The following is a 12,836-nucleotide window of genomic DNA, read 5'->3' as shown; positions in this document are numbered from 1 at the left end:
CATGCATGCCGTGCCTTCTTCCAATGACACCCTGCCAGGCAAAGTGCGGGGCGACTGGACGCCGGTCAATTATGACCTGCGCGACACCTGGTTCCCGGTGGCCCATAGCCGTGACCTGAGTGCGCGGCCGATCCGGCGCATTATTCACGCACAGCCCTACTACCTGTGGCGGGACAACGGACAGCCGGTGGCGGCTGAGTTTCACCCCCATCGGCCGGACAAGGCGCCGCAATTGACTGCGTTTACGGGAGGGCGGGGGTTTTACCCATTGGTCGAGCGTTATGGCTACATCTGGGTCTGGTACGGCAACCCGGACGCGGCCGACGCGCTGTTGTTGCCACACATTCCGTTTCTGCCGCTCGATGGCAGTCTGCCCGGCTATACCCAACGCACTGTGCGTTTTGACGCGACGTCGGCGCTGTCAGTGGAAAACCTGATTGACCTGACCCATGCCGACTTCCTGCACGCCAATACCATTGGCGACGGCATCAGTGAGTCGGATGTGGTGGAGGTGCAATGGACCTCCGAAACGGTCACCCGTACCCGTACGGTCGCGCAAAAATCAGTAGCGCCGATCATGCGCTGGGTGGGCGGTGTGCGCGCCAAATACCAGGACTTTCGCGCCGTGCTGCACATTCATTTGCGCAGCAACGTGTGCATCTCCTATCCGCGCTTTCGCCCCGGCTATGACGTGCCCAACCTGCAACCTTTCCTGCCGGTGGGCAAACACCGCTCGCGCTGTGACGTCACGTTCAATACCACCGCTGCACCCGCACCGTTCCGCTATGTGATGCCACGCATCAACTACATCATCCAGCCACAGGACAACTCGGTGGTGCGTCCGCAGAACCAACGTTACTTCGAGGCCGGCGAGCGTCGTGACCTGCATTCGCGTTTCGATACGCCGGGTACGCGTTATCGCTACCAGATGGAGCAATTGGCCGAACGCCAACGCGCGGGACAGTTCGCCTACGGCAGCGATGCCGAACCGGGTCGCAATATCAGTGCCTTGCTGGGCATGGATGACTGACGCACAAACACGAGGAATATCGAATGGATCTGGGCATAACCGGGCGCACGGCAGTGGTGTGTGCTTCTTCACGAGGGCTGGGCAAAGCGTGTGCGCTGGCCTTGGCGCAGGAGGGTTGTGACGTGCTGATCAATGGTCGCGATGCAGCGACCCTGGCGCAAACCGCCCAAGACATCCTGCGCAGCACCGGTCGACTGCCGCGCACGGTGGTGGCCGATCTGTCCACGGCTGAGGGGCGTGCGGCGCTGCTGGCCGCACGCCCGCAAGTCGACATTCTGGTGACCAACAACGGCGGGCCTGAGCCTGGGTGTTTTGAAGACTGGGATCATGCGGCCTGGCAGGCTGCCATCGAGGCCAACATGCTCTCGGGCATCTTGCTGATTCAGGCGGTGGTGGGTGGTATGCGTGCGCGAGGTTTTGGTCGCATCGTCAACATCACCTCGGCAATGGTCAAGTCGCCACGTTTGCCCTTGGGGTTGTCCACCGCAGCGCGAGCCGGGTTGACGGCCTTTAGCAAAGCCTTGTCGGTGGAGGTGGTGCGCGACAACGTGACCCTCAACAACCTGCTGCCGGAGCGCATTGAAACCGATCGCCTGCGCTACATGACCGAGCAGGTGGCCAAGCACCGCCAACTCAGCATGGAGCAGGCACGGGCAGAAATGTTGAGGCCGATAGCGGCGCGACGATTCGGGCAACCGAGTGAGTTGGCCGCCGCCTGCGCTTTTCTGTGTTCGGTGCAGGCCGGCTATATCACCGGGCAAAATCTGCAGGTCGATGGCGGCAGTTACGCCGGTTTGATGTAACCGCCTGCACGGACCTTCCAATCGGCAGGCGGCACTTCGCTGGCGTCGAAATCCAGCTCGACTTCAACCCCATTGGGGTCCTGCATGAACAACTGCCAGGTGCGCTGGTCGCCGGGTGCCCGAATCACCTTGAAGCGCACGCCATGGTGTTCGAGGTGTGCCCACATCGTCTGCAAGCCCTGGGTATGGAACGCCATGTGGTCGAGCACACCCCGTCGCGGCTCTGGCATCCGGGTTACGCCCACCACATGCAGTACAGGTTGACGACTCGCGTATAGCCACAAACCGGGGACGGGAAAGGGTGGGCGTGGCCCCTCGACCAAGCCTAGCACTTGAACATAGAAATCACGTGTTGCGTCCAGTCGGTCGGTGACGATGGTGAAGTGGTCCATGCGCAGGATCATGACGAGGTCCTTGGTCAGCTGAAGTGTGTATGTGAACAAATTCCAGATTGGTGTTCATTTCAAGACTTATGGTTCTATATTCGGAATTCTAATCTAGCTTTGGAATTAATGCGCGATGGCTTAGGGTGACGCCATGGATGCGTTCTGCAGCTCTGCTGCAGAACGCGATGGGCAGAACAGACACTCGAAGGTGCTGCATGAGCCAGGCAATCCTTGAAGGTATCCGCGTTATAAGCCTGTGTTCCGGCATTGCCGGTTCTGCTGCCGGGCTCCAGCTGAGCGAAGCCGGCGCTGAAGTGGTGATGGTCGAGCCACTGATCAACCCCGCCAGGGATCAGCAGGCACTGTTTGCCGCGCTCAATCGCGGCAAGCGCAGTGTCACGCTCAACCTGGAAAACGCCGCCGATCGCCAGCAGTTGCAGAGGCTGCTGGCTAGCGCCGATGTGCTGCTGCACGACTTCACGCCTGCGCAGGCGCAAGTCCATGGACTGGCGGACGAACAGCTCGCTGCAGACTTTCCTCGCCTGGTCATCTCCGCCATCGGTGGCTGGCCGCAACGTCATGCGCTGGCCAATGCGATTCCCCACGAGACGTTGATCCTGGCGCGCTTGGGCCTGCTGGACGAGCAACCGGCGCATCGTTCTGGTCCGACCTTCGTGCGCATGCCTTTTGCCAATTGGCTGGCCTGCTGGCTGTGTGTGATCGGGGTGATGGCGCGACTGCTGGCGCGTCAGCGTGATGGAAGTGGTGGCATTGCCCATACGAGTCTGGCCCAGGCCGCCCTGGTACCCATGACCATGCATTGGAACCGCGCCCAAACACCGACACCAGCCTTCGCCAAGGGCCTGGATAAACACATTCCGATTCCGTTGCACCAATGCGCCGATGGGCGCTGGTTGCATGTGCACTATTCTCCGGACAAATCACCCTGGATGACCGCAGCGCTGAGTGAACTCGGAGAAACCGAAGTCGCCCGCCTGAACGCGTTATGGCCCCCCAGCCATGTGGCGCCCAACTTCGGTGCCAATAAGGCGATCATTTCCACTCGGCCAGCGCAGGATTGGGTCGAGCATTTCTGGCAGCACGATGTTGCCGCGCAGATAGCGGCACCGTTTGGCGATATCTACTTGGACGAACAAGCCCGCGTGAATGGCTATGTGGTTGAAGTCGACGATGTGCAGTTGGGCAAGACCCTTCAGCCAGGGGCGGCCTGGAAGGTCCAGCCACCTGCGCGAACCGGCGCCAGTGCGCCGCTGATGGGGGAAGGGAACGCGGGACTGTTCGATGCAGTTGTCGAGATTCAGGCTCCGCAGTCGGGGGGCCGACCCGCGCCCTTGCCACCCTTGCATGGCCTGAAGGTGCTGGACCTCGGCGCCTACCTGGCCGGCCCGTTTGCTTGCATGTTGCTCGCGGACCTGGGGGCTGAAGTTATCAAGGTCGAAGCGCCCAAAGGTGATGCAATGCGACGCCTTGAACGGATTTTCAGTGGCACCCAGCGCGGCAAGCTGGGCGTGGCGTTGCAGTTGGGTGATCGGCAAACCGAGCCCGCTATGGAAGCGTTGGTGCGTTGGGCCGATGTGGTGCACCACAACATGCGTCTGCCGGCCGCGCGCAAACTCAAGGTCGATTACGACAGCCTCAAAGCGCTTAACTCGAAACTGCTGTATTGCCATGTCAGTGCTTATGGGCCGACCGGCCCGCGTGCGGATTGGCCCGGCTTTGACCAACTGATGCAAGCCGCCTGTGGGTGGGAGATGGAGCAGGGTGGTGAGGGTCAGGCGCCGATGTGGTTGCGCTTTGGTGTAGGTGATTTTTTTGCCGGTCTGTCTTCGCTCTATGCCTTGCTGCTTGGATTGTTTGAGCGCAACCGCAGTGGTGTGGGGCAAATGGTCAGCTCGTCATTGTTGGGCGCCACGTTGCTGTCGATGAGCGAAGCCGTGGTGCTGGAGGATGGCAGCCTCACGCCGGTCGCCCACATGGATGCCAATCAGACCGGGTTGAGTGACACCCACCGCATGTACCCGTGCAGCGATGCCTGGCTGGTGGTGGTCGCGCTGCAACCCGACGAGGCACAGCGTTTCCGGGCGCTGACTGGCGGCCAGCCTCATGCCTACTTTGCAGGTCTCACCCGGCAGGCGGCGCTCGCTGAATTAACCGCCAGGCAAATTCCAGCGCAGCCGGTGCTGGAAGCGCAAATGGATGCCTTTCTCGACAGTCCGGAACATGCCGCCGCAGGTCTGCATGCCCATTACGGCCATGCCGTCTACGGCGACTTGCAGCAGATCGGCGCGTTCTGGGATTTCGGCAATTTGCCGTTATCGCTGCGTCGTCCACCGCCAGCCCTCGGCCAACATACAAGGCAAGTGTTGGAAAGCCTCGGCATCGCCGGCAGTGAGCTTGAGCGCCTGGCCTCGGCAGGGCTGGTGGCGCTGTAGCCGCCTATTTTTTGATGGGCAGCCTTCATTGATACGCACAAGGAATACCTATGAACGAGTTGGATTTCAGCGGCAAAACCGTGCTGGTCATCGGCGGTTCCAGCGGTATCGGCAACGGCATTGCGCAGAGCTTTCGCCAGCGCGGCGCCGAGGTTCACGTGTGGGGCACGCGTGCCACTGCAGCGGCGTATCAGGACTCGGCCGACTCTGACCTTGAAGGGTTGCATTACGCCCAGGTCGATGTAGCGGACGCGGCGCTGATCGAGGCAGTCAGCGTGCCTTTCACGCGACTGGATGTGTTGGTGCAAGCACAAGGCACGGTGCTCTACGACCGCCAGGAATTTCTCACGGCAGGCTTCAAGCGTGTGCTTGACGTTAACCTCACCAGCCTGATGGTGTGTGCGCAGAAGTTTCATCCGCTGCTGATGGAGGCGAAGGGTTCGATGATCACGGTCAGCTCGGCAGCCGCGTTCCACTCGACGCGTGGCAACCCCGCCTACAACGCGTCAAAAACCGGTGCTTTCGGGCTGACTCGCACCTTGGCCGAAGCCTGGGCTCGCGACGGTATCCGGGTGAACGGCATTGCCCCGGGACTGGTGGAAACCAAGCTTACGCGGGTGACCACCAGCAACCCCAAACGCCTGGAAGGGGCGCTGCGCGCCATCCCGCAAGGGCGTCTGGGAACGCCCCGGGACATGGCCAACGTTGCCTTGTTTCTCGCCTCGCCGCTGGCCAGCTATGTGCTCGGCCAAACCCTGTTGGTCGACGGCGGCATGCTGCTGGCCTGATCGCTATTTGTTAGGAGTATCACCATGGCCTGGGACTTTCAGACCGACCCTGAATTTCAAGTGGAGCTGGACTGGATCGATCGGTTCGTCCGCACCGAAGTCGAACCCCTCGATCATGTGCTGGGCAGCCCGTGGAATATCCATGATCCGCGGTTCAAGCAGTTGGTCAAACCGCTGCAGGCGCAGGTCAAGGCGCGCAAGTTGTGGGCGTGTCACTTGGGGCCGGAACTGGGGGGCGCCGGTTATGGCCAGGTGCGCCTGGCCTTGATCAATGAAATTCTCGGACGCTCGCTGTTCGGCCCGATTGTCTTCGGCTGCCAGGCGCCGGACTCGGGTAACGGCGAAATCCTCGCGCACTACGGCACCCCGGCGCAGAAGCAGCGTTACCTGCAACCCTTGCTCGACGGTGATATCGTTTCCTGCTTCGCCATGACCGAACCCCAGGGCGGTGCGGACCCGGCCGTATTCACCACTCAAGCGGTGCGTGATGGGGATGACTGGGTCCTGAGCGGTGAAAAATGGTTTGCCTCCAATGCCCGCTATGCAGCGTTTTTTATCGTGATGGCAGTGACCGATAAGACGGTCTCGGTCTACGAAGGCATGTCGATGTTTATCGTTCCCGCCGAAGCACCCGGGGTCCACATTATCCGCAACGTCGGTATCGCCGATGATCCGGCGGCAACCCACGCCTACCTGTCATTCGAAAACGTGCGAGTCCCTGCAAGCGACATGCTCGGTGCGCCGGGTCAGGCGTTTGTGGTGGCCCAGGTACGCTTGGGCGGCGGTCGCGTGCACCATGCCATGCGGGTCATCGGTCAGGCACAGAAAGCCCTGGATGCGCTGTGCGAGCGGTCCCTGTCGCGCAGTACCCAGGGCAGCCGCTTGGCGGACAAGCAAATGGTCCAGGAAAAAATTGCCGACTCGTGGATCGAGCTGGAGCAGTTTCGCTTGTTGGTGATGCGCACGGCCTGGCGTATCGACCACTATCAGGATTACAAGCGAGTGCGCAAAGACATCGCCGCGGTGAAGGCCATCATGCCCAAGGTGCTGCATGACATCGCCGCGCGCGCCCTGCACGTGCATGGCTCGTTGGGCGTCAGCGAAGAAATGCCGTTTACCGGCTACATCGTCCGCTCCTTCCAGATGGGCCTGGCTGACGGGCCGACCGAGGTACACAAAGTCACGGTGGCCAAGCAGTTGCTGCGCGACTATCAGCCCTGCGACGAGCTCTTCCCCGATTATCACCGACCGACAGCGGCGGCCCGTGCCCGGGAAAAGTACGCCGACGTATTGGCCGGCCTGAGTGAGCTGGAGCCATGAGCGACTGGCAGCCACTGGTTGACCTTGAGCGTCTGGCGCAGTGGATGGACTCGATGGGCCTGGAAAGCGGGCCCATCGAGGCAGCCCGGCGCTTGACGGGCGGCACACAGAATTTGCTGCTGCGCTTTCGCCGGGGGCGGCGTGACTTTGTGCTGCGTCGGCCTTCTGCGGAACTGCGCGAAGTCGGCAGCAAAACCATTGCCCGCGAAGCACGTTTACTCAAGGCGTTGGCCGGTTCCCGAGTGCCCCATGCCGGACTGATTGCCGATTGTGTCGACCAGAGCGTTTTGGGGGCAAGTTTCTACTTGATGGAGCCGGTGCAGGGCTTCAATCCCAATGATGCCGCCGGTTTGCCAGCGCCCCATGCCGAACAACCGGCACTGCGCCGGCGTATGGGCCTGGCCATGGTGGATGCGCTGTTACGACTGGGTGAGATTGATTACGAGGCGGTGGGGCTGGCGGACTTCGGGCGGCCACAGGGTTTTCATCAGCGCCAGGTTTCACGTTGGCTGGCTCAGTTGGACAGCGTCAAAGACTACCCGGGTTGGCCTGGCGCAGCCGGTCTGCCAGGCCTCGAACGCTTGGCCAACTGGTTGAACGAGCATTGCCCGCAACAGTTTCAGGCCGGCATCCAGCACGGCGATTTTCACCTGTCCAACGTGATGTTCCAACCTGGCAGTGGGGAGCTGGCGGCCATCGTCGATTGGGAGCTGGCGACCATCGGTGACCCTTTGCTCGACCTGGCCTGGCTGGTGGTCACCTGGCCCGGTGCCGATGGTCGAGGCGCCGGCACAATCGAAGTGCACCCGTGGGACGGCTTTTGCAGCAGCGATGAATTGGTCGCGCATTACCGCGCCGGCAGCTCACGCTCGTTGGCGGACTTCAACTGGTACCTGGTACTGGCCGGCTTCAAGCTCGGCATCTTCCTTGAAGTCAGCCATGCCCGTGCCTGTGCGGGCAAAGCCCCGAAGATCACCGGTGAAAAGCATCATGCCTCGGCGTTACGCCTTTTCGAGGCAGCGTTGCAGCGCATTGATCAAACAGCCTGACAAAACCCAAACAAGAGGAACAGCTCATGCAACTGGCCGGTAAGCGGATCATCGTCACGGGAGGCGCCCGCGGAATTGGCGCGGCAGTGGTCAAGGCGTTTGTGGAGGAGGGTGCCTATGTCGTCAGTCTCGACTTGGGCGAGGCAGCCTCGATAACGGGTGACGGTGGTGGTTGGGCGCACACGCGAGTCTGCGACATCGCTGACAGCCAATCGGTAGACGCCGCTTTTGCCTGGGCCAACGAACAGCTCAATGGGCTGGACGTGCTGGTGCATGCCGCGGGCATCGCGCCCAATGCCAGCGCCGACAGCATCACGCTGGACGAGTGGGAAAAGGTCTTTGCGGTCAATACCCGTGGCACCTTCCTGACCAACCGAGCGGCCTATGAACTGCTCAAGGGCAGCGGCGGGCGCATCATCAATTTCGCCTCTGCAGCAGGCGTTCTCGGACAGCCGGGCAAAGCCCATTACGCCGCCAGCAAGGGCGCCGTACTGGCGTGGACGCGCACGGTGGCGCGGGAATGGGGACCCTTGGGCATTACCGTCAACGCCATCGCTCCGGCAATGTGGACGCCGATGTACGACGCCACCCGCGCGAGTATGAGCGCCGAGCAATTGCAGCAACACGATGCGTACATGGCCGGCCAAGTGCCAATCGGCGGAAAGCTGGGAGAACCGGCCCGGGACCTGGCCCCCGTGCTGGTGTTTCTTGCCGGCGACGGTTCACGGTTCGTCACCGGTCAGACCCTGATGATAGACGGCGGGATGCTGATGCTCAGTTGAATGGCAAGCAGTGTGCCTGGGCGAACCCGGCACACGCGCCTAGCGACCGCGGATCAGTTGCAAGAACTCCTGGCGGGTGTTGTACGACTCGCGGAACGCCCCGAGCATCACCGAAGTGCTCATCACCGAATTCTGCTTTTCCACACCGCGCATCATCATGCACATGTGTTTAGCCTCGATCACCACCGCCACCCCGGCGGCATCGGTCACCTGGGCAATGGCATCGGCAATCTGTCGTGTCAGGTTTTCCTGGATCTGTAAACGACGGGCGAATATATCGACAATCCGCGCGATCTTCGAAAGCCCCAGCACCTTGCCCGTCGGTATGTAGGCGACATGGGCCTTGCCTATAAAGGGCAGCAAATGGTGTTCGCACAGGGAGTAAAGTTCGATGTCCCGGACGATGACCATCTCATCGTTGTCCGATTCAAACAGTGCGCCGTTGACGATCTGTTCGAGACTTTGCTGGTAACCGTGACACAGGTATTGCATGGCTTTTGCCGCGCGTTTTGGCGTGTCCAGCAAGCCTTCACGTTCTGGATCTTCACCTACGCCGTGGAGAATCTCACGGTAATTTCTGGCCAGTTCTTCGTTCATGGTTTGACCTTGTTGAATTAACCAACATCCCGTGCGGCACACTGTGCAGCACGGGCAACGCTTACAGTTGAGTGACGGCGATTTTGCTGTTGCTCTGGCTGGCATCATGGAACTGCGCGGTGTTGCCATTACGCCACTGCACCAGCAACTGCGCCTGACGCTGTTGCGCGTGGTCGAGGAATCGCTCTTTCACCGGACCATAGCCGCGAACGCTTTCAGGCAGCTCTACCAACTCTTGAGCCAGGCCCAGTTTGTCGGCAGTCAAACCCGTCAACACTAGGTCGAGGATGCGTTCGTAGTTGGCCAACCAGTTGCGTTCCACCTTGCGTTCATGGGTATGGCCGAACGGATCGAGCCAGGTGTTACGCAGGAACTTGAGTTTGGCCAGCAGCTTGAAGCCTTGCAGCATCCACGGACCGAAACTGCGTTTTTTCGGTTCGCGGCCGGAGCCGTTATCGTTCAGCAGCGGCGGCGCCAGGTGGAAGCGCAGGCGGTAGTCGCCCTCGAAGCTGGCCTGGATTTTTTCCAGGAACTGACCGTCGGTAAACAGGCGGGCCACTTCGTATTCATCCTTGATGGCCAACACTTTGAAGTAGTAACGGGCAACGCTCGCTGAGAGCTTTCCAGGCTGTCCCAGCAGTGCTGTTTCCGCCTTGATGAATTGCTCGACGCGTTGCCAGTAGCGTTGGGCATAGGCGTAGTTCTGGTAAGCGGTGAGAAACTCCACGCGTCGTGCGAGGGTTTCTTCCAGGCTTTGCGACAGTAAGCGGTCCGGGCTTTGCACCTTGCCGGCTTCCAGTTTGCGTAATACCCGTGGCAGGTCATGGGCGCTGCAGCGGCCCCAGTCAAAGGCCGTGAGGTTAAAGGTCACCGCCGTGCCGTTCAGTTCGATGGCCTGTAGCAGCGCCGCTTTACCTACCGGCAACCAACCTTTCTGGTAGGCATAGCCAAGCATGAAGGTGTTGGTGGCAATCGAGTCGCCCATCAACGCCGTGGCAATTTTGCTTGCGTCGATAAAGTCCGCCTGGTCAGAGCCCACCGCTTCGGCAATTTGTGCCGACATGCTTTGGGTCTGGAATTTCGGATCCGGGTGCTTCTGCAAATCACCGCTTTCCGCTTGCTGGGCGAAGGTGCGCACAAAGGCGCTGGTGATGCTTTCCTCGCTGTTGATCAAGGCATGGGTATCACCGTGACGCAGCTTGGACAGGGTTTCGGTGTTGGCGCTGACCACCAGGTCGCAGCCCAGCAGTAAGGCCGCTTCACCTTCGGCAATCCGGGGTGCAAACAGCTGTTCCTGGTGCGCGGCAATGCGAATGTGCGACCACACCGCGCCACCTTTTTGTGCCATGCCGGCCATGTCCAGGTTGAGCGTGCCTTTGCCTTCGATGAACGCCGCCATCCCCAGCAGGGCGCCAATGGTCACCACGCCTGTACCGCCCACGCCAGTGACCAGGATGCTGTAAGGCTCATTCAGCGCGACGGTCGCGGGCGTCGGCAAATCCCACACGTCATCCTTCGCGGCCGCCAGGGCCTTGGGTTTGCGCAAGGAGCCACCTTCCACCGTGACAAAACTCGGGCAAAAACCGTTGAGGCAGGTGAAGTCTTTGTTGCAAGAGGACTGGTCGATTTCACGCTTGCGGCCGTACTCGGTTTCCACCGTCACCACCGACATGCAGTTGGACTTGCTGCTGCAATCGCCACAGCCTTCACACACCGCTTCGTTGATCACCACCCGACGTGCCGGGTCCGGGAATTTGCCGCGTTTACGACGCCGACGTTTTTCCGCGGCACAGGTCTGGTCATAGATGATTGCCGATACACTCTTGTACTGGCGCAACTGTTCCTGCACTTCGTCCATTTTGTCGCGACGCAGCACCGGCACGCCGTCTGCCAGATCACGGATGTGCTGGTATTTCTCGACATCGTCACTGACGACCACAATACGTTGCACGCCTTCGGCCGCGAGCTGTCGGCTGATCTGCGCAACGCTGAGGCTGCCGTCCACAGGCTGTCCGCCAGTCATGGCCACGGCATCGTTGTAGAGGATCTTGTAGGTGATTTGCACCTTGGCCGCGATGGCGGCCCTGATTGCGAGTATTCCGGAATGGAAATAGGTGCCATCGCCGAGGTTGGCAAACACATGCTCGGTCTTGGTAAACGGTGCCTGCCCGATCCATGCCACGCCTTCGCCGCCCATCTGGCTGAAGGTCTGGGTCTGTGGATAGATCCATGCCGCCATGTAGTGGCAGCCAATGCCGGCCAACGCTCGGCTGCCTGCCGGGACTTTGGTCGAGGTGTTGTGTGGGCAACCGGAGCAGTAGTGCGGCACCCGCTCCATCAGATTGCTGAACTGGTGTTTGCTGGCCAGTTGCGCATCCAGCACGGCCAGACGTACTTGCAGCGGGCCATTCTGATGCAGGCGCAAAATGCGCTTGGCCAGCGCACGGGCAATCATTGCCGGCGTCAGGTCGTTGACCGCCGGCAGCAGCCAACCGGTGTGCGGCAGGCTCCACTCACCCTTGTCGTCAAATTTGCCGACGATGCGCGGGCGGACGTCTTCACGCCAGTTGTAGAGTTCTTCCTTCAACTGGTACTCGATCATGTGGCGTTTTTCTTCCACCACCACGATCTCTTCCAGGCCTTCGGCGAACTGCCGCACCCCTTCAGCCTCCAGCGGCCAGACCATCCCGACCTTGTACACACGCAGGCCGATTTGCTGCGCCAGGGCTTCGTCGATACCGAGGATTTTCAGCGCCTGACAGACGTCGAGGTAGGACTTTCCGGACGTGATAATGCCGATTCGCGCTTTCGGTGAATCCATCACGATGCGGTCGATGCGGTTGGCGCGGGCGTAGGCGAGGGCGGCGTACAGCTTGTGCTCCAGCAGCCGCTGCTCCTGCGCCAGGGGCGGATCCGGCCAGCGAATATTCAGGCCGCCTTCCGGCAGCGGGATGTCCGGGATAACGGGCTGAACGCGATGGATGTCGATATCGACAACGGCCGCGCTCTCGACGGTATCCGCCACCGCCTTGAGTGCGACCCAGCAACCGGAATAACGCGACATGGCCCAGCCGTGCATGCCGTAGTCGAGGTATTCCTGAACGCCGGACGGTGCGAGTACCGGCATCATCACCGCTTTGAAAATATGCTCGGTCTGGTGCGGCAGCGAGGAAGAGCGAGCGCCGTGATCATCACCGGCAATCGCCAATACACCGCCAAATTGCGAGGTACCGGCAGCGTTGGCGTGACGGAACACATCGCCGCAGCGATCGACGCCAGGACCCTTGCCGTACCACATGCCGAACACGCCGTCATAGGTGGCGCCTTCGAAGATGTTGACCTGCTGCGTGCCCCAGATCGATGTGGCGGCAAGGTCTTCGTTCATGCCTGGATGGAACACCGTGTGGTGCTCCTTGAGATAGTCCCGGGCCTTCCACAATGCCTGGTCGAAACCACCCAAGGGCGAGCCGCGGTAGCCGGAAATGAACCCGGCGGTGTTCAACCCATTGGCCAGGTCGCGTTGCCGCTGCATCAGGGGCAGACGCACCAGCGCCTGAATCCCGGTGAGTAAAACTTTTCCGCTGTGCTGGATGTATTTGTCATCCAGGGACGGGGACGCACTCATGCT

The 12,836-nt window shown here is 60.9% G+C and carries 10 protein-coding genes; 7 read left to right on the top strand and 3 right to left on the bottom strand.

Translation table 11 applies throughout. The features are described 5' to 3' along the window. Position 1 precedes the first annotated feature (1 nt). Both B0D71_RS05790 and B0D71_RS05785 read left to right on the top strand, forming a co-directional pair. On the top strand, positions 2–1,030 hold the full coding sequence (locus tag B0D71_RS05790) for an aromatic ring-hydroxylating oxygenase subunit alpha (protein WP_103393888.1): 1,029 nt from the start codon (positions 2–4) through the stop codon (positions 1,028–1,030). A 23-nt stretch (positions 1,031–1,053) separates the two neighbouring features. Next, positions 1,054–1,833 carry an SDR family oxidoreductase gene (locus tag B0D71_RS05785; protein ID WP_103393887.1) on the top strand — a complete coding sequence of 260 codons (780 nt, stop codon included), beginning with the start codon at positions 1,054–1,056 and terminating at the stop codon, positions 1,831–1,833. Here the strand turns inward: B0D71_RS05785 and B0D71_RS05780 are convergent. Continuing rightward, positions 1,815–2,237 carry a VOC family protein gene (locus tag B0D71_RS05780; protein WP_103393886.1) on the bottom strand — a complete coding sequence of 141 codons (423 nt, stop codon included), beginning with the start codon at positions 2,235–2,237 and terminating at the stop codon, positions 1,815–1,817. The two genes, B0D71_RS05785 and B0D71_RS05780, sit on opposite strands and share 19 nt — an antisense overlap. A 197-nt stretch (positions 2,238–2,434) precedes the next feature. Between B0D71_RS05780 and B0D71_RS05775 the strand changes: the two genes are divergently transcribed. From B0D71_RS05775 to B0D71_RS05755, 5 genes are read left to right on the top strand one after another with little or no spacing between them, the layout of a single operon-like run. Then, complete coding sequence (locus tag B0D71_RS05775) at positions 2,435–4,672, top strand: CoA transferase (RefSeq protein WP_103393885.1); 2,238 nt, start codon at positions 2,435–2,437, stop codon at positions 4,670–4,672. Positions 4,673–4,722: 50 nt separating this feature from the next. After that, a complete protein-coding gene (locus tag B0D71_RS05770; RefSeq protein ID WP_103393884.1) occupies positions 4,723–5,460 on the top strand; it encodes an SDR family NAD(P)-dependent oxidoreductase in 738 nt (245 codons plus the stop codon). A gap of 24 nt (positions 5,461–5,484) precedes the next feature. Next, positions 5,485–6,780 (top strand): acyl-CoA dehydrogenase family protein, encoded by a 1,296-nt coding sequence (locus B0D71_RS05765; RefSeq protein WP_103393883.1) that lies wholly within the window; start codon positions 5,485–5,487, stop codon positions 6,778–6,780. Next, positions 6,777–7,829, top strand: coding sequence for a phosphotransferase family protein (locus tag B0D71_RS05760; protein ID WP_103393882.1), 1,053 nt, complete (start codon positions 6,777–6,779; stop codon positions 7,827–7,829). Before B0D71_RS05765 ends, B0D71_RS05760 begins: the two co-directional genes overlap by 4 nt. Positions 7,830–7,855: 26 nt before the next feature. Beyond that, positions 7,856–8,611, top strand: coding sequence for an SDR family NAD(P)-dependent oxidoreductase (locus tag B0D71_RS05755; protein WP_103393881.1), 756 nt, complete (start codon positions 7,856–7,858; stop codon positions 8,609–8,611). Between the two features lie 39 nt (positions 8,612–8,650). Here B0D71_RS05755 and folE read toward each other — a convergent pair whose 3' ends face one another. Both folE and B0D71_RS05745 read right to left on the bottom strand, forming a co-directional pair. Continuing rightward, entirely contained in the window at positions 8,651–9,208 is a 558-nt protein-coding gene (folE, locus tag B0D71_RS05750; protein ID WP_103393880.1) for a GTP cyclohydrolase I FolE, read from the bottom strand. Between the two features lie 61 nt (positions 9,209–9,269). Beyond that, positions 9,270–12,833, bottom strand: a complete 3,564-nt coding sequence (locus tag B0D71_RS05745) for an indolepyruvate ferredoxin oxidoreductase family protein (protein ID WP_103393879.1) — start codon at positions 12,831–12,833, stop codon at positions 9,270–9,272. Positions 12,834–12,836: the final 3 nt, after the last annotated feature.

The sequence above is a fragment of the Pseudomonas laurylsulfativorans genome (genome assembly GCF_002906155.1).
GTDB classification, from domain to species: Bacteria; Pseudomonadota; Gammaproteobacteria; order Pseudomonadales; family Pseudomonadaceae; genus Aquipseudomonas; species Aquipseudomonas laurylsulfativorans.
This window is presented reverse-complemented; position numbering and strand designations above follow the sequence as displayed.

Excerpts from the sequence above, each read along its gene's own strand:
- B0D71_RS05790 (WP_103393888.1), top strand. The coding sequence starts at position 2 with ATGCATGCCGTGCCTTCTTCCAATGACACCCTGCCAGGCAAAGTGCGG.
- B0D71_RS05785 (WP_103393887.1), top strand. The coding sequence starts at position 1,054 with ATGGATCTGGGCATAACCGGGCGCACGGCAGTGGTGTGTGCTTCTTCA.
- B0D71_RS05780 (WP_103393886.1), bottom strand. The coding sequence starts at position 2,237 with ATGATCCTGCGCATGGACCACTTCACCATCGTCACCGACCGACTGGAC.
- B0D71_RS05775 (WP_103393885.1), top strand. The coding sequence starts at position 2,435 with ATGAGCCAGGCAATCCTTGAAGGTATCCGCGTTATAAGCCTGTGTTCC.
- B0D71_RS05770 (WP_103393884.1), top strand. The coding sequence starts at position 4,723 with ATGAACGAGTTGGATTTCAGCGGCAAAACCGTGCTGGTCATCGGCGGT.
- B0D71_RS05765 (WP_103393883.1), top strand. The coding sequence starts at position 5,485 with ATGGCCTGGGACTTTCAGACCGACCCTGAATTTCAAGTGGAGCTGGAC.
- B0D71_RS05760 (WP_103393882.1), top strand. The coding sequence starts at position 6,777 with ATGAGCGACTGGCAGCCACTGGTTGACCTTGAGCGTCTGGCGCAGTGG.
- B0D71_RS05755 (WP_103393881.1), top strand. The coding sequence starts at position 7,856 with ATGCAACTGGCCGGTAAGCGGATCATCGTCACGGGAGGCGCCCGCGGA.
- folE (WP_103393880.1), bottom strand. The coding sequence starts at position 9,208 with ATGAACGAAGAACTGGCCAGAAATTACCGTGAGATTCTCCACGGCGTA.
- B0D71_RS05745 (WP_103393879.1), bottom strand. The coding sequence starts at position 12,833 with ATGAGTGCGTCCCCGTCCCTGGATGACAAATACATCCAGCACAGCGGA.